The 14,674-nt window shown below is 66.1% G+C and carries 18 protein-coding genes; 10 read left to right on the top strand and 8 right to left on the bottom strand.

Annotated elements, in window-relative coordinates:
* The first annotated feature begins 320 nt into the window (after nt 1–320).
* From CKO31_RS15665 to CKO31_RS15655, 3 genes are all read left to right on the top strand, one after another.
* Nucleotides 321–848 carry an SDR family NAD(P)-dependent oxidoreductase gene (locus tag CKO31_RS15665; RefSeq protein ID WP_200239328.1) on the top strand — a complete coding sequence of 176 codons (528 nt, stop codon included), beginning with the start codon at nt 321–323 and terminating at the stop codon, nt 846–848.
* Complete coding sequence (locus CKO31_RS15660) at nt 752–1,543, top strand: acetoacetate decarboxylase (RefSeq protein ID WP_200239326.1); 792 nt, start codon at nt 752–754, stop codon at nt 1,541–1,543. The genes CKO31_RS15665 and CKO31_RS15660 overlap by 97 nt, the downstream gene beginning before the upstream one ends.
* A 139-nt stretch (nt 1,544–1,682) precedes the next feature.
* The gene (locus CKO31_RS15655) at nt 1,683–2,756 is read left to right on the top strand and encodes a patatin-like phospholipase family protein (RefSeq protein ID WP_200239324.1); all 1,074 of its coding nucleotides are present in this window, start codon (nt 1,683–1,685) and stop codon (nt 2,754–2,756) included.
* A gap of 20 nt (nt 2,757–2,776) precedes the next feature.
* Here CKO31_RS15655 and CKO31_RS15650 read toward each other — a convergent pair whose 3' ends face one another.
* From CKO31_RS15650 to zwf, 6 genes are all read right to left on the bottom strand, one after another.
* Nucleotides 2,777–2,992 (bottom strand): hypothetical protein, encoded by a 216-nt coding sequence (locus tag CKO31_RS15650; protein WP_200239321.1) that lies wholly within the window; start codon nt 2,990–2,992, stop codon nt 2,777–2,779.
* 68 nt (nt 2,993–3,060) lie between these two features.
* Nucleotides 3,061–3,288: a transcriptional regulator, XRE family protein gene (locus CKO31_RS15645; RefSeq protein WP_200239319.1), complete on the bottom strand. Its 228-nt coding sequence runs from the start codon at nt 3,286–3,288 to the stop codon at nt 3,061–3,063.
* Entirely contained in the window at nt 3,285–3,509 is a 225-nt protein-coding gene (locus CKO31_RS15640) for a type II toxin-antitoxin system HigB family toxin (protein ID WP_242475408.1), read from the bottom strand. Before CKO31_RS15640 ends, CKO31_RS15645 begins: the two co-directional genes overlap by 4 nt.
* Nucleotides 3,510–3,863: 354 nt before the next feature.
* Entirely contained in the window at nt 3,864–4,328 is a 465-nt protein-coding gene (locus CKO31_RS15635) for a YHS domain-containing (seleno)protein (protein WP_200239314.1), read from the bottom strand.
* 54 nt (nt 4,329–4,382) lie between these two features.
* A complete protein-coding gene (locus tag CKO31_RS26875; RefSeq protein ID WP_438874014.1) occupies nt 4,383–4,583 on the bottom strand; it encodes a transaldolase family protein in 201 nt (66 codons plus the stop codon).
* Nucleotides 4,584–4,769: 186 nt separating this feature from the next.
* Nucleotides 4,770–6,317, bottom strand: coding sequence for a glucose-6-phosphate dehydrogenase (gene zwf / locus CKO31_RS15625; RefSeq protein WP_200239312.1), 1,548 nt, complete (start codon nt 6,315–6,317; stop codon nt 4,770–4,772).
* Between the two features lie 219 nt (nt 6,318–6,536).
* Here zwf and CKO31_RS15620 point away from each other — a divergent pair, with 219 nt between their 5' ends.
* Nucleotides 6,537–6,872 carry a hypothetical protein gene (locus tag CKO31_RS15620; RefSeq protein WP_200239310.1) on the top strand — a complete coding sequence of 112 codons (336 nt, stop codon included), beginning with the start codon at nt 6,537–6,539 and terminating at the stop codon, nt 6,870–6,872.
* 52 nt (nt 6,873–6,924) lie between these two features.
* Nucleotides 6,925–7,377 (top strand): hypothetical protein, encoded by a 453-nt coding sequence (locus CKO31_RS15615; protein ID WP_438874013.1) that lies wholly within the window; start codon nt 6,925–6,927, stop codon nt 7,375–7,377.
* A 109-nt stretch (nt 7,378–7,486) separates the two neighbouring features.
* Here the strand turns inward: CKO31_RS15615 and CKO31_RS15610 are convergent, their stop codons facing one another.
* On the bottom strand, nt 7,487–8,239 hold the full coding sequence (locus CKO31_RS15610; protein ID WP_200239308.1) for a hypothetical protein: 753 nt from the start codon (nt 8,237–8,239) through the stop codon (nt 7,487–7,489).
* A gap of 160 nt (nt 8,240–8,399) precedes the next feature.
* Here CKO31_RS15610 and CKO31_RS15605 point away from each other — a divergent pair, with 160 nt between their 5' ends.
* From CKO31_RS15605 to CKO31_RS15585, 5 genes are all read left to right on the top strand, one after another.
* On the top strand, nt 8,400–9,317 hold the full coding sequence (locus CKO31_RS15605; protein ID WP_200239306.1) for an MBL fold metallo-hydrolase: 918 nt from the start codon (nt 8,400–8,402) through the stop codon (nt 9,315–9,317).
* Nucleotides 9,318–9,900: 583 nt separating this feature from the next.
* Complete coding sequence (locus CKO31_RS15600) at nt 9,901–11,226, top strand: NAD(P)/FAD-dependent oxidoreductase (RefSeq protein WP_200239304.1); 1,326 nt, start codon at nt 9,901–9,903, stop codon at nt 11,224–11,226.
* A gap of 80 nt (nt 11,227–11,306) precedes the next feature.
* The gene (locus tag CKO31_RS15595; RefSeq protein WP_200239302.1) at nt 11,307–11,762 is read left to right on the top strand and encodes a hypothetical protein; all 456 of its coding nucleotides are present in this window, start codon (nt 11,307–11,309) and stop codon (nt 11,760–11,762) included.
* A 135-nt stretch (nt 11,763–11,897) separates the two neighbouring features.
* Nucleotides 11,898–12,347 carry a hypothetical protein gene (locus CKO31_RS15590; protein WP_200239300.1) on the top strand — a complete coding sequence of 150 codons (450 nt, stop codon included), beginning with the start codon at nt 11,898–11,900 and terminating at the stop codon, nt 12,345–12,347.
* A gap of 201 nt (nt 12,348–12,548) precedes the next feature.
* The gene (locus tag CKO31_RS15585; protein WP_200239298.1) at nt 12,549–12,989 is read left to right on the top strand and encodes a TlpA disulfide reductase family protein; all 441 of its coding nucleotides are present in this window, start codon (nt 12,549–12,551) and stop codon (nt 12,987–12,989) included.
* Between the two features lie 90 nt (nt 12,990–13,079).
* Here the strand turns inward: CKO31_RS15585 and CKO31_RS15580 are convergent, their stop codons facing one another.
* Nucleotides 13,080–14,534: a PAS domain S-box protein gene (locus CKO31_RS15580; RefSeq protein WP_200239295.1), complete on the bottom strand. Its 1,455-nt coding sequence runs from the start codon at nt 14,532–14,534 to the stop codon at nt 13,080–13,082.
* Nucleotides 14,535–14,674: the final 140 nt, after the last annotated feature.

Genomic DNA, 14,674 nt, shown 5'->3' with positions numbered 1-14,674 from the left:
CGATCCGCCGCCGGCGCTCACAGCCGCACAGCTCGCCCCCGCCAGCGGCTGCCCCATGCACAGGCGCTCTACGCGCCCGGGCTGCTCCAGTAGCTGTCGTGCGACCAACTAGCTCATCGGCACCGTTCTGTATGCCCATTAAGGTGAGCAAGCCAAGCAATATTGGCGAGTGGCCGCCGTTTTGCTCGGCAGAGACTCGTTGTCTGCGAGCTTGTTATTCGCGCACTAATCGTGTGCGAGCGAAATGTAGAACCGCTGGCACTGGTCACTGCTCGGTATGTTTTGCCTACCACTCATACCTATCTCTAGGAGTACGCCCTATGACCCTCGGAGGAAAAACCGCACTCGTCACCGGCTCGACCAGCGGCATCGGCTTAGGGATTGCCAAGGGCTTCGCCGAGGCCGGCATCAATGTCGTCATCAACGGCTTCGGCGATGCCACTGCCATCGATGAAGAGCGGGCGGGTCTGGAAGCCCACGGGGTGAAGGCCGTCTACCACGGGGCTGACATGAGCAAGCCCGAGGCGATTGCGGCTATGATGGACAGCATCGTCGAGGAATTCGGTCAGCTCGACATCCTGGTTAACAATGCCGGGATTCAGCACGTTGCGCCCGTGGAGGGATTCCCTCCGGAGAAATGGGACGCCATCCTGGCCATCAACCTGTCGTCGGCCTTCCACACCATCCGCGCCGCGATCCCCTCGATGAAACAAGCGGGCTGGGGCCGGATCATCAACCAGGAGCAGTCATCATGCAGCAAGCCGATGTGCTCGACCTCCCGTCCATGCCCCTGGCTTCACCGAGCTACCCGCGTGGACCTTATCGTTTCATTAACCGCGAGTATCTGATCATCACCTATCTGTCCGACCCTGCCGCAATCCGGGCGCAACTGCCCGAGCCCTTGGAGCCGGACGGCTCTGATCTGGTGCTCTACGAGTTCATCAAGATGCCGGACAGCTCCGGCTTCGGCAGCTACACGGAAAGCGGCACCGTGATTCCGGCCCGATACGACGGCGAAGCGGTTAACTTTACTTCCCAAATGTATCTGGATATCGAATCACCGATCTCCGGCGGTCGAGAGATTTGGGGGTTTCCAAAGAAACTGGCGCAACCTACCCTGGCCGTTCGCCAGGACACGCTGACCGGCACGCTGGATTACGCGGGCGAGCGTGTCGCGCTCGGTACCATGCGCTACAAGCAGGAACACACCACCTACGACCTGAAGGGCGAGACCGTCTGTACGGCCTGCGTCGACACCATTGCGAAAAAAATGGCCAAGACGCAAGTCAACATGAAATGGATTCCACAGGTCGATGGCAGTGCTGCCGTTGCGCAACTGGTCGCCTACAACCTGGTGGACATCACGGTCAAAGGCGCCTGGTCGGGGCCGGCGCGACTCCATCTGGTGCCGCACGTGAATGCACCCGTCGCCGATCTGCCGGTTCGTGAAACCATAGCCGGAATGCATTTCGTCGCCGATCTGACGTTGCCATACGGACGCGTGCTGTATGACTATCTCGACCGGCCGGCAGGTGACGCATGACCTTCCGCGATGCCCTACGCTGCCGCCCCTCATGCACCCCGAACGTCGATCATGACTGCATCGAGCGCTGACGCGCGGCAGCGGGTCCAACGCCGCCGGTCGACAGATTGATCGAGACCCAACCCGAGTAGGCTCTACGATGGCAACAGCACAAAAGACCGTCAACCTTGCGCTGCAAGGCGGGGGTGCGCATGGCGCATTCGCCTGGGGCGTCTTGGACAAGCTCTTGGAAGACGGGCGCTTGGCCGTCGAGGGCGTTTGTGCCACCAGTGCAGGCACCATGAACGCTTGCGCGTTGGCTTATGGCATGCATCTAGGCGGCCCGGAGCGCGCACGGCAGGCGCTGCACGATTTCTGGTGGAATATCCACCGCTCCGGGCAGACGCACAATCCGGTCAGGCTACTGCCCTGGGAGAGTTGGCTCGGCCGCGGCATGGAACACTCCCTAGCCTACGTGTTTTTCGACTCGCTAACCCGCACATTCTCACCCTATCAGTTTAATCCTTTTGACATCAATCCGCTTCGGGACGTGCTGCTTGAAGCTATCGATTTCGATGAGCTTCGCCGCTGCGAGTGCGTAAAGCTGTTCATCAGCGCCACACATGTGGCAAGTGGCAAGGTGCGCGTATTCGAGGCCAAGGACATGAGTATCGACGTAGCGATGGCGTCGGCCTGCTTGCCGTTCTTGTTCAAAGCGGTCACGGTGAACGGCGAGGATTTCTGGGACGGGGGCTACGTGGGCAATCCTGCGCTTTTTCCTTTGTATTACGACACGGAAAGCCGGGACGTGATCATCGTCCACATCAATCCAGTCGCACGTCAGGAAACCCCGAGGCAGGCACCGGACATCATGAACCGTCTCAACGAGATCAGCTTCAACTCCTCGCTGCTCAAGGAAATGCGGGCGATTGCGTTCGTGAAGAAGCTCGTGGAGCACGATATGGTCAAGGACGAGTACAAAGCGCATTTCAAGGATGTCCTCGTCCACTCGGTGCGAGCCGACAAGGCGCTGTGCGAGTTTTCGGTGGCCAGCAAGTTCAGTTCCGACTGGGAATTCTTGACCAAGCTTCGCGACAGAGGTCGCGAGCAGATGGCTGACTGGCTCGGTGAGCATTTCGATGCGATTGGACAGCGCGACACGGTGGATTTGCACAACGAGTTTCTGACTTCCACCTCTCGTCTCTTCGAGGATAGGCCGCGAGACGAGATTTGAGACATTGTCTGGCGAGGAGATCAGCCCCGATGCAGCAGAAAGTGCAGCAGGTTGTCTTGGAAGAACAGGTTCCCGGTCAGCGCGCTGTGCTCGGCGCAGAGCATGAGCGGGTAGTCCAGCGGGAAGAAGCTCCAGGGGTGGCGCGGCACCAGCGGGTCGAGGACGTTGCGCGCCAGCAGGGATGCCTTGGTGACCGTGCCGTCGCCGGGCTCCAGCATCAGCCGCGCATAGTCCACGCCGGGCTTGCCGGCGCCGATGGTCTCCGGGTGCAGATACAGCCCGCTGCCGGCGTCGGTCTCGTGGACTACCGTGGCTCGTGCTCGACCTCGTAGGCCTCGATCAGATCGCCGACAACCGCAACGAGCGAGTACAGCGGATGCTCGGCATCATCCCGTACCTCGTCCAGCAGCTCGTTCAGAAAAGCCGTGGCTCGCTCATAGTCCGCCTCGGACTCTATGTGCGCTACGGGTGCCAAGGACTTCAGCGTCAGCCAGGCCGGCACCATCTTTTCAACATCGAGCACTACGTTCATTTGCACCTCCATCGATTACGGTCATAGTCGGCATGGGTCATGACATCCCGCACATAGGCCCGCTGCTTGTCGAAGTGGATCACCGCCGCGATCCGATACTTGTTGCCGCCTACATCGAAGATCACGTAGCCATCCACGTATTCCGCCGATCCGAAGGTCTGCCGCAGCTCCGGGAAGGATGCAGCGGTGCACTGGCGCAGGCGACGGTACCACTCCTGCAATGCGGGCTGAGACTCGGGATGCCGCGTCCAAAATTTCCGGATCGGGCGTTTTGAGATGACTCGCATGGATGGCTGGGCGCCTACGTGAGCGTGTCGAACAATATAAGCGACAACAGACGCGCGCAAAAGTGGAAGACGCCGAGAGCGAGGACGCAAAACGTCCGAGTGCCCGCGAAATCCCCGTCCGATGGCATCCGGGAGCCGCGCCGGCACCGCACGCCAAAGTCTTGAGCATAAACCTGGCAAACGAACCGCCGGTCACGCTCGAAACGCCTGTGGAACCAGCGCCTGTGGCGCGCGGACGGTTGGTGGACGGCCCCTGAACGACGGGCACAGGCGTCCGGACACCTGCCCTCAGAAACGCATGCGCATCAGATTCGAGCGGGCTCGGTCCAGCATCTTGTCCGGTCCCTCGGCCTCCAGCTCCCGAGCGATGGTGTCCATCTCGGCACTGGCGTGGAACAAGAGCAGGTTGTCGCCCATGATCAGAAAATTCCGCGGATCGATGGCCACGGAGCGACCCAAGGACAGGCTGTACGGGCAGTGGTCCGGGAACACCGGAGCATAGGTGTCCGGATCGGCCTCGAAGCGCTGCACCTGCTCCGCGCTGGTGAGCCAGTAGACCTTGCCTTCATGGGTGCCGGTGTATCTCGGCGAGCCCTTCTCCGGGCGCCCAACGGTGAAGTAGGACACCGGGCTGTAGCCGCCGATGGCCGGCGCTGCATCCCCCGGCGTCGTCACCTCGGGCTGCACCGTGAGCGGCGCTGTCAGGATCAGGACCGCCCACAGCAGCGTGGAGGCAAGCGGTTTGCGCGACATGGTCAACCTCGCTGACGGGTCGTGACGTCGCCCCGGCGGGCGGGGCACGCAGGCTCAACGACAATGGGTACAGGTCTCGAAGGCGAAGCGCTCCAGGCGCACCGAGTCGGCGGCGAAGTTGCGAATGCCCTCCCAGGTGGCGGCGATCTTGATCAGGATGCGCTCCTTGCCGATGCCGGCGGCATCGTAAAGGCCCATGATCTGCATCGCTCGGGCGATGGTGGCGTCGGTGTCGAAGGAGAGGCGGGCGTCCACCTCGGTGGAGACCGGCCCGGCACCAGCTCCAGGATGCGCACGCCGACATTCGCTTTGTGGAAAGTCTTGGCGTCGGTGCGGGGCAACCGGCGTCTCCTGCACTCATCCACCCAGACCCCCGCCGGCGCCGCGTCATTTCAAGCCCGAAGCGTCTCGTCGGAAGCGGCATTGGCCGGCAGGCCGGCATCAGCGCGCGCAGGCGCCGAGGTTGTCGGCGATGGCGCGCCAGCCATGGCCGTTACGGGCCAATAGAGCGTCGGCCGCCGCGGGGCCGTCGCTGCCCGCTGCATAGGTGGGCAGCGGCGAGTCGGCGTCGGCGGCCCAGGCCTCTAGGATCGGCGTGATCAGCCGCCATTGCGCCGCCACGCCATCGCGCCGGGTGAACAGGGTCGGGTCACCGCGCAGCGCATCCAGCAGCAGCACGGCATACGCCGAGGGCGGATTGGCACCGAAAGCGCCGCTGTAGCAGAAGTCCATAGAGACCGGCACGGCGCGTCGCTCCCCACCGGGCTGCTTGACCCCGAAGGCGAGGCTGATGGCCTCATCGGGCTGGATGCGCAGCACGATCACATTGGCCGTGAGCGCCTCCTCCTGCGGGAACAGCCGCATGGGCGGATGGCGGAAGTGCACCGCGATCTCGGTCACCTGCCGGGCGAGGCGCTTGCCCGTGCGCAAATAGAAGGGCACGCCGGCCCAGCGCCAGTTGTCGATGTGCAGCTCGAGCGCGGCGAAGGTCTCGGTGCGGGAATCCGCGGGCACCCGAGGCTCCTCGCGCCAGCCGGCGACCTCGGCGCCCTCCACCCGGCCGGGGGCATACTGGGCGCGCACGGTGCGCTCGGCCACCTGCTCCGCCGACATCGGCGCGATGCTGCGCCAGACCTCGATTTTTTTGTCGCGCACGGCATCGGCATCGAAGGCCACTGGCGCCTCCATCGCGGTGAGCGCCAGCAGCTGCAGCAGATGGTTGGCCACCATGTCGCGCAGGGCGCCGGACTCTTGGTAGTAGCCGGCGCGGTGGCCGACGCCGAGGGGCTCGGCGGCGGTGATCTCGACATAGTCGACGTGGCTGCGGTTCCACAAGGGCTCGAACAGCGCATTGCTGAAGCGGAAGAAGAGGATATTCTGGACCGTCTCCTTACCCAGGTAGTGATCGATGCGGTAGACCTGCGACTCGTTGAATGCCTCGGCGACGACGGCGTTGAGGGACTGTGCCGATGCCAAATCGTGGCCGAACGGCTTCTCGAGGATGACCCGGGAGAACCCGTGCTCTTCCGCGTTGAGCCCGCTCGCGGCCAGCTCGCGGATGATCTGCGGTGCCAGTGATGGCGGGGTGGCCAAATAGAACAGGCGGTTGCCTGCGGGCTGCTGCGCCAGCGCGTCACCGAGGCGCCGATAAGTATCTGGCGTAGTGAAGTCCCCCTGCAAAAAGTGCAGCCGCTCGGCGAAGTCCGCCCAGGCAGACCTGTCCAATGCTCTGATCTCGGCAGAGCCGTCGACGGCGTCGGCGAGCAGATCGCGGAAGCCCGCGTCATCGAGATCGTCGCGGCCAATGCCGAGCACCCGCACACCGGGGTCCAGGCAGCCCTCCAGGGCCAGATGAAACAGCGCCGGAATCAGCTTGCGCCGGGTGAGATCGCCGGTGGCGCCGAAGATCACGATGACACTGGGCTCGGCCTGCGGCAGCTCGGCCCGGGGCAGCTCGACGTGGGTGGTCAGGTCAATCTCGGCCGGCATCAGGGTCTCCTCGGCAATGGGTCCAAGCTCAGGGGCCAAGACCGGCCCGTGCTGCGCGTTCTTTCAGACCCGACGCGCAATCCCGCGGCTCTTCCGCCGCCGCCCGCCAACGTCATCATGAAACCCCCTGCCGCTGAAGCCCACGGCCGCTGAAAAATGGCGGGCCCGCGCCGGGTCTTGGTGGTCACACGCAACCACGTCAGCCCCGAGAGATGCCCCATGTCCAAGCCGCCCAGCTCCGTCGTTGCTCTGTTGCTCGGTGCCCTGACCGGCGCCGCTTGGCTGCTGCCCGCAGCGCCGGCGGACGCAACGTCCTATGGCTACGGCCGGAGCCACCATTCCGGCTACGACCGACACAGCAGTCATCGCAGCCGCTACCGCAGCCACCGCAGCTACCGCAGTCGCCCACAGCGCTCGGCGAGCCGCTGCAGCCAGGTGAGCAAGCGAGCGGTCATCGACGGCCGCACACGCCGGGTCGTCGGCACACGCTGCTATGACAGCCGTGGAACCGCCTACATCGTGCCCGGCAGCCGCTCCGTCGTGCGGCATCGCTGATTTTTTGCGCCTGCCGAAATTGAATGAATTCCCTTCAACAGGAGCTATTGCTGTGCCAGACGCCCTCGATTCATTTCTGGACCGCTTCCGTGGCAGCTTCACATCGACACTGCGCTGGCACCAGCTCGACGAGCTGTGGCGGCGCCTCGGCAGCGATGCCGACGCCGGCTGGTATCTTTATGACCTGGACGCCCCAGCGCCACCACAAGCACCGGCCGATGCCGCGGCAGTCAAAACCTTCATTACCAACCTGGATCATCTGCTGCGCCGGGAGCACCGCGAGGACTATTGCGGTATCGTGTACGCGGACGACCTGCAGGCGCCGACCTTCGTGAAAATCTACCACCCCAAACGGCTCGGCGTTGCCTGCGGCTTCAGCGACCAACCGCCGCTGCCGGGCTGGATCATGAGCCTGACAGCGCCGATGGACCTGCATACCGCGCTGGCGCCGGCGCCGAATCCGCGCTGGTGGGGACGGCTGCTCAGGACCGGCAGCGAAGGTTGAGTGCCGTTACAAGCGAGCTGCGGCGGCGGCAGGCACGGCCACATCCACCGGCCGCCCCATCCAGTACCGTTTTGCGAACAGCACGATGACTCCGGACAGGCAACCAGCTTCAAGCGCGCAAGCGATAGCCATTCCGGCTTACGAGCTCACAGCTGTCGGTGCGGATCTGGATCTCGCCGTGCAGAGCCGGGTATTCCTGCGCCTGCACCCAGGCGTCCATGTCTTCCAACAGCCGCTGCAAGTGCCAGCCGATCCGCTCACGCCCTTGGTAAGGAAGGCCGGTGAGGCGCCAGGCAAGCACTGCATGCGCGCGGCCGGCGCGGCCCAACGCACGCAGACGCTCCACCAGCAGCTCGGCCAAGAGCGCTTCGCCCAGCTGCGCGCGCAGCGCCGCCATCAGTGCCGCACCGTCCCAAGTGGCCGCTTGCGGCGGCAGATGGGCGCGCAAGCGTGCGCCGACGAAGCCATAGGCTGACTCGCCGATGACGCGCCCCGCCAGTAGGTCTTCGTGCACCATCTGTCGGTAGTCGGGCGTCGGGTCGGTGTCGGTGCGCTGCGCAAGCTGCGCGAGCGCCATGGCCTCGGCACGGTGGCCGCTGGGGGCGAAGCCGCACAAGAGATGATCCAGGATGTCGTGCACCGGCACCGAGGTGGGGATGGGGTCACCCGGCGTGCTGGTGGCGGCGATGATCTCCGGGTCGTCGATGTTGGCGTCGAGCTTCCAGCCGCGGGCGCCCAGGCCGTCGTCCCAGGTGTCGTGAAAGGTCATCGCAACGGTCACGGCGCCGGCACTGATGCGGACGCAGGTCCGCGACAGGGAGCGCAGATCGCGCAGGGGATAAGAGGCGGAAACGGGCAACATATCGACTCGACCGCCCGCCGGCCGGAATTCTTTCAGGTCGCAGCGCAACAAGCACGAGGGCCGCGGCTATTGGCCGCAGCGCAAGCACCGCAGCCTTGTCTCGACGCCGCGTCGCCGTCAGAACCTTTCCCGACAAGTCGCCACCCTGCCGAGGAGCCCTATGATGACAACCCTGGTCCAGCGCCTGGCCGCCCTGTTGATGCTGCTGGCTGCCGCCGGCGCCGCCGCCGGCCCCTGCGACGCCCCCATTGCCTTGCAGGTGCTCGGCTCGGGCGGCCCGGAGGCACAGCAGGGCCGCGCGAGCGCCGGCTATCTGGTCTGGCTGGACGGCAAGGCGCGCGTGCTCGTCGACCTGGGCGGGGGCAGCTTCGCGCGCTTCGGCGCCAGCGGCGCGCGCTTCGCGGATCTGGATCTGATCGCGTTGACCCATATGCACGCCGACCACGCCACGGACCTGCCGGCGTTGCTCAAGAGCGGCTACTTCAGCCGCCGCACGCGGGCGCTGCCCATCGCCGGCCCCACGGCCGGCGGCGCCTACCCCGACCTGGACGGCTATCTACAGGGCCTGCTCGCCCCGGAGAACGGCGCCTTCCGCTATCTCGCCGGCTACCTCGACGGCAGCGACGGCCTGGTAGCGCTGGAGCCCCGCACCCTGGACGCCGCCGGCCGCGAGCCGATCCCCGTGCACGAGACCGACGCCTATCGGGTCAGCGCCATCGGCGTCACCCACGGCCCGGTGCCGGCGCTGGCCTATCGGGTGGACATCGGCGAGCAGCGCATCGTCTTCAGCGGCGACATGAACGGTGACGACCCCTGGTTTGTCGACTTCGCCCGCGGTGCCGATCTGCTGATCATGGATCACGCCGTGCCCGAGGATGCGGGGCCGGTCGCGACGCGCTTGCATGCGCTGCCGTCCGAGATCGCTGCCATCGCCAAGGAGGCCGACATCGGCCACTTGGTGCTGAGCCACTTGATGCGCCGTTCCGAGCGCGCCTTGGATGAGAGCCTGGCGCGGATCCGGCGCGTCTATGCCGGGCCGGTGAGTGTGGCCGAGGATCTCGCCTGCTTCACGCCCTGATCATCCCCCTCGCGCGGGCTTTGCCGGGTGGCGGGACGGCCCATGCTGCGATGCGGGTCGCGGCCAGGATGCCGCTCCCACGGGCGAGCCTGAGCCGCGTGGCAGGGAAGCACACGGCGGTGGCGCGCCCGCCAGGCGCTGGTCAATCGGTGACCAACCCCAGGGCAACAGCAACAGGACCCGAGACTTGGAGGCGATCTCAACAGCTTATCCACAGCAGGCTCAACAGCCATCGTGGACAACCGCCTGGTGCTGAAATAACCCACAACACCGGTCGGTCTCTACAGGTAAGTGCAGGCGATGGCCGGGGCTGATGACCCAGGGCTCGCCGCCTTCGCCTCGATCCGGTGCCGATGCACCTACAGAACCGACCTAGGGGAGAGACCGCTATGACCAAGACCCTCGCCACATCTATGGCCCCTTCGGCGGCAGCCCGGACCTGAGCTACTGAGCCGCGACCCGGCCGGCGCCTGCTCGGTCGAGCCGAGCGCGCCGGCCGACAGGTTTCCCGCCTGGCAATCGCAAAGCCGGGCGTTGTCTTTCATACCACCGGGGCCGCTGTCGCCTCCCGCCGGAGCCCCCCATGCCCGATGATCCAAATCCCGCTCAAAATCCCGCTCACGCGGATGGCAGCGGCGGACCGCGTATCGTCATCATCGGCGGCGGCTTTGCCGGCGCCACCGCGGCGCAGGCGCTGGAGCGGCGCCTGCGCACGGCCGACATCCACCTCGTGTCCGCCGAAAACCATCTCACCTACAACCCCCTGCTGCCGGAGGTGGTGGGCGCCTCGGTGCTGCCGGGGCACGTGGTCGCACCGCTGCGCCAGATGGTGCATCGGGCTCGCGTGCATCAAGTCCGTGTCACCGCCGTCGATACGTCCGCGCGCCGGGTGCATTACGACGGCGGTTGCGAGAGCGGCAGCCTCGGCTACGATCATCTCGTGCTCGCCTGCGGCAGCAGCGCCAATCTGCGCATGATTCCCGGCATGGCCGAGCACGCGCTGCCGTTGAAGACGGTGGGCGACGCGCTGTTTCTGCGCAATCGCGTCATCTCCCGCCTGGAAGACGCCGAGCTGACCGACAACCCCACGCTGCGTCGCTGGCTGAAGACCTTTGTGGTCGTCGGCGGCGGCTTTTCCGGGGTCGAGGTGGCCGGCGAGATCAGCGACTTCCTGACCGAGAGCGGACGCTGGTACAGCCACTCGCAGCTGGAGCCGCCGCGCGTGGTCATCGTGCACGGCGGGCCGCACCTGCTGCCGGAGCTCCCCGAGCGCCTGGGCCGATTCACGGAGCGTAAGCTCGCCCGCCATGGCGGCGTCGAAGTGCGGCTCAACAGCCGCAGCGACGCCATCGATGGCCGCGGCGTGACGCTGAACAACGGCAGCCGCATCGAGGCCGGCACCGTGGTCAGCACCATCGGCACGGCGCCGAGCCCGCTCATCGAGGCGCTACCCGCCGAGAAACAGCGTGGGCGCCTGCGCGTGGATGCCGACATGTCTGTGCCTGGTCTGCCCGGCGTCTGGGCCATCGGCGACTGTGCCGCGGTGCCGAACAGCTACGGCGACGGCGCGCCCTGCCCGCCCACGGCCCAGTTCGCGCTGCGCCAGGGTCCGCAGCTCGCGGCCAACATCGCCCGCCGCGAGCGCGGCGAGCCGACCCGACCGTTCGGCTACCGCCCCAAGGGACTGATGTCGGCCATCGGCCACAACCGCGCGGTGGCCCGCGTCTGGGGCATCAATCTGTCCGGGTTCATCCCCTGGCTGCTGTGGCGCGGCTTCTATCTGCTCTATATCCCCACGTTCGCGCGCAAGGCCCGGGTCTACCTGGAATGGAACTGGGCCATGTTCTTCCCGCCGGACATCGCCCACCTGCGCTTCACGCGCACCGTCGACGAGCGCGATGACACCTGACGCAAGCGCCGGGGAGCCCGCCGCAGGGGTTTGCCGGCACCAAGGTCATCCGCTCCCGCTGATTACGGGAGGTCAAGATCATGCAGCCCGCAAGCGACGACCCACGACCCACTGCCTTTCTGCCGACGCTGTTTCTATTCGCTGCCGCGATGCTCAGCACCGGGCTTGGTGCCGAGACGCTGACAGGGAAGCTGAACGGCCAGAGCTGTGCCCAAAGCGGACATTTATGTCCAACGAGCAACCTGGATGCGCATTTGTCCTTCGAGCTGGACTTTGTGCTGCAGCAGCCAGACGGCGAGTACTGGTTCCTGTCCAACGTGCCGCGCGACACCAAAGTCCGCCATGTGCTGAAGCAGGTCCAGGTGCGCGGCTCGGTGAACGAGACCTACCGCTCCATCGAGGTGGATGCACTCATGGTACCGACGGATCAGGGCTTCGCAACTGTTTGGACGCCGCGGGCCCAGCAACGGGCATTCGAGGCGATCTACCAGGACGGCTGGTTCTCTTCCGCTCGCGACCCTGGTCAGACCCGATGAACGGTCTGAAAGACGAGCCACCGCAATGCGGTCTCTGGTGGTGACGGACATCGCGGCGACACCGGACCCGCACTCGCAGCACCGCACCGCCATGCGCCGTCATTTCATCCTAATGTCTACCTCGGAGCAAAGAGCATGCACCATTCAACGCAAACTCGTATCCGCGCCATGCTGGCGCTGCTGGCCCTGACGACCGGCGGTCTTGCCGCGACCACGGCCATGGCGGAGACCATCACCGGCAAGATCAACGGCCACGGCTGCGCGCACGGCGGCCACACCTGCCCTGCGGACGAGCTCGACCCGCACGTCGCCTTCGAGCCCGATTTCGTGCTACAGCAGGCCGACGGCGAGTATTACTTCCTCTCCAACGTCCCGCGCAGCGCCAAGGTGCGCCATGTGCTGGAGGAAGCCCGGGCCACTGGCGAGGTCAACGACCGCTACAACACCATGGTCGTCGACGAGCTCCAGGTGAAAGAGAACGGCGCCTACGAGACGGTCTGGACCCAAAAGGCACAGCAGGCGGCCTTCCAGCGCATCTACGAGGACGGCTGGTTCGTCTTCAGCGGCGAGGCCCCGACCCAGTGAGGTGCTGAGCCCCATCCGCGGCGCAGCGTCTTGCTGCTCCGCGGTCCTCGCCCCGCGAATGACTCAAAAGGATTGCCCAGCATGCCGACACCTGCATCCGACCTCCGACCCCATATCGATCGCCGTCGACGACAAATGCTGCTGGCATTGGCCGCTGCGCCAACGCTGGTCCCCGGGCTGACAAGCGCAGGCCGCCGCGGCTTGCAGTGGCTCGACCCGCGCCCGAGCGCCCCGGCTCTGCTGCTGCGCGCCGCCGACGGCACGCTCTACGACCGCAGCGCTGTGTCCGGCCGTGTGCTCATCGTCAATTTCTGGTCCATCTGGTGCCGACCCTGTCGTGAGGAGATGCCCGCCTTGCAGAGGCTGCATAGCAGATTCGGCGACAAAGGCTTGGCGGTTTGGGGCGTCGCAGTCGGCGATGCACCCGAGTCGGTGGCGGAGTTCGGGTCCACGCAAGGCCTGCGCTTTCCGCTGCTGCCGGACCCGGAGCGCGAGACCCTCGCCACCTGGGATGTCAGCGCGCTACCGACCACCGCCGTCGTCGACAAGCGCGGCCGAATCGCCTTTCGCGTCATCGGCGACGCGGCTTGGGATAAGCCACCGCTGTCCGATCACGTCGCGGCGCTAGTGCAGGGCCCGTGACCGGCGGCACACGACTGAACGGCGCGTGGAGTGGATACGACACCCGGCCGGGGCCCGAGTGATCTGTCACGGCGGCAAGCGTCGTCTTGGCTAAAGCCGCAGCCGCGCAACCGTACCCTCCTCGGCGGTGGAGGTCAGCGTGAGCTCCCAGTGATGCGCCGCGGCCACGCGGCGAACATAGGCGACCCCAAGGCCGTTGCCGCGGCCCTTGGTGGAGAAGAAGGGATTGCCGATGCGCGCCAGGACATCGGGGGGAATGGGCTCGCCGCCGTTTTGCACCTCGATGCAGGGCGCAGTGGCGCTGCCGCTGGTGCGAAGCGTCACGGGCTCGCCGGGGGCCACCGCCTCGGCGGCGTTGACCACCAGATTGGTCAAGACCTGCACAAGCTTGTCCGCGTCGGCCTGCACCTGGACACCGGGCAGACCCAGGTCCACGCGCAGATCGCGATCGGCTACAGGAGACCGGGCGGCGAGCGTCGGCACCAGCTCCCGAATCAGGGCGTCGATGTCGCAGGGGCTCAGCGCCAAATCGAGCCGTCCGGCATAGCTCAGCACCTCATCCAGCAGCCCCGCCAGGCGCGTCGACTCGCCGCGGGCAAGCGCCAGGCGGCGGCCGGTGCGCTCATCCAGGCTGCGCTGCGCGAGGTGCTCCAGGCAGAGGTCGATGGTCGCCAATGGATTGCGCACCTGATGGATGATCATGGCTGCGAACTCACCCATCTCGGCCAGGCGCTCGATGGCCGCCTCCGCCTCCTTCCGGCGGCTGATGTCCCGCAGCAGCGCGATGTAGCTCGGCGCATCCGGATTGCCGTAGGCGCAGATGCTCACTTCGCTCGGAAAGACGCCGCCGTCCTGGCGCCGATGCCGGCTCTCAAGCAGCTGCGGGCGACCGACTTCCAGCTCGTCGATGAGTGCCGTGAAGTCCGCCGCCGTCAGCCCGGCGTCGATATCCAGCACCGAGCGGCCGATCAGGTCATCGTGCCCGTAGCCCAACATGTCGCAGGCACGCTGGTTGACGTCTCGAATATGCCCACCGGCATCGACGGCGAAAAAGCCGTCACCGGCGTTCTCAACGAAAGCACGGAAGCGCTCTTCGCTGCGGCGCAGCGCCTCTTCGGCCGCCTTGCGCTCGGTGACATCCCGCACCACGGCGATGATGCAGTCCCGGCCCTCGAAGGACAGCACCGACGCGGAGATCTCCGACGGCAGCCGGCTGCCGTCCTTGCAGGTGCAGCTCAGCTCGTTGGTCCAGCCGCTGCCGCGGGTAATGACGTCGCCGGCGAAGGCCCGCAGCCGCGGCATTTCCTGCGGATGCACGGCGGAGATGGTCACCCGCGAGATCAGCTCCTCCGCGTCGTAGCCGAGCATCTCGGCGGCGCGCGCATTGGCCTCGAGGATGCGATCCGCCGCCGGGTCGATGACCAGGATGGCGTCGTTCGAGTGGTCGAAGATGCGGCGCAGGCGCTGCTCGCTCTCCTGCAGCGAGCGCTCGGCTGCCGCTCGCCGTGCGCGCTCCTGTTCGAGTCCCTGACGATGCTCCGTCATGATAGTCGGCTCCGTGTGAGCGACCGCACCCCCAGCCGCGTGGAGGCTCCGGATGGACGTGCGGTTGTCGCCAGCGAGAAAGACGCCCTCACAGCGCCTGGCGTGTGCTCGCTGACATGCCGCTTACGCCTTTGATTTCA

This window comes from Thiohalocapsa halophila (genome assembly GCF_016583825.1).
GTDB lineage: Bacteria > Pseudomonadota > Gammaproteobacteria > Chromatiales > Chromatiaceae > Thiohalocapsa > Thiohalocapsa halophila.
Note: the sequence above shows the minus strand (reverse complement) of the source record. Positions and strands in the feature narration are given on the sequence as shown.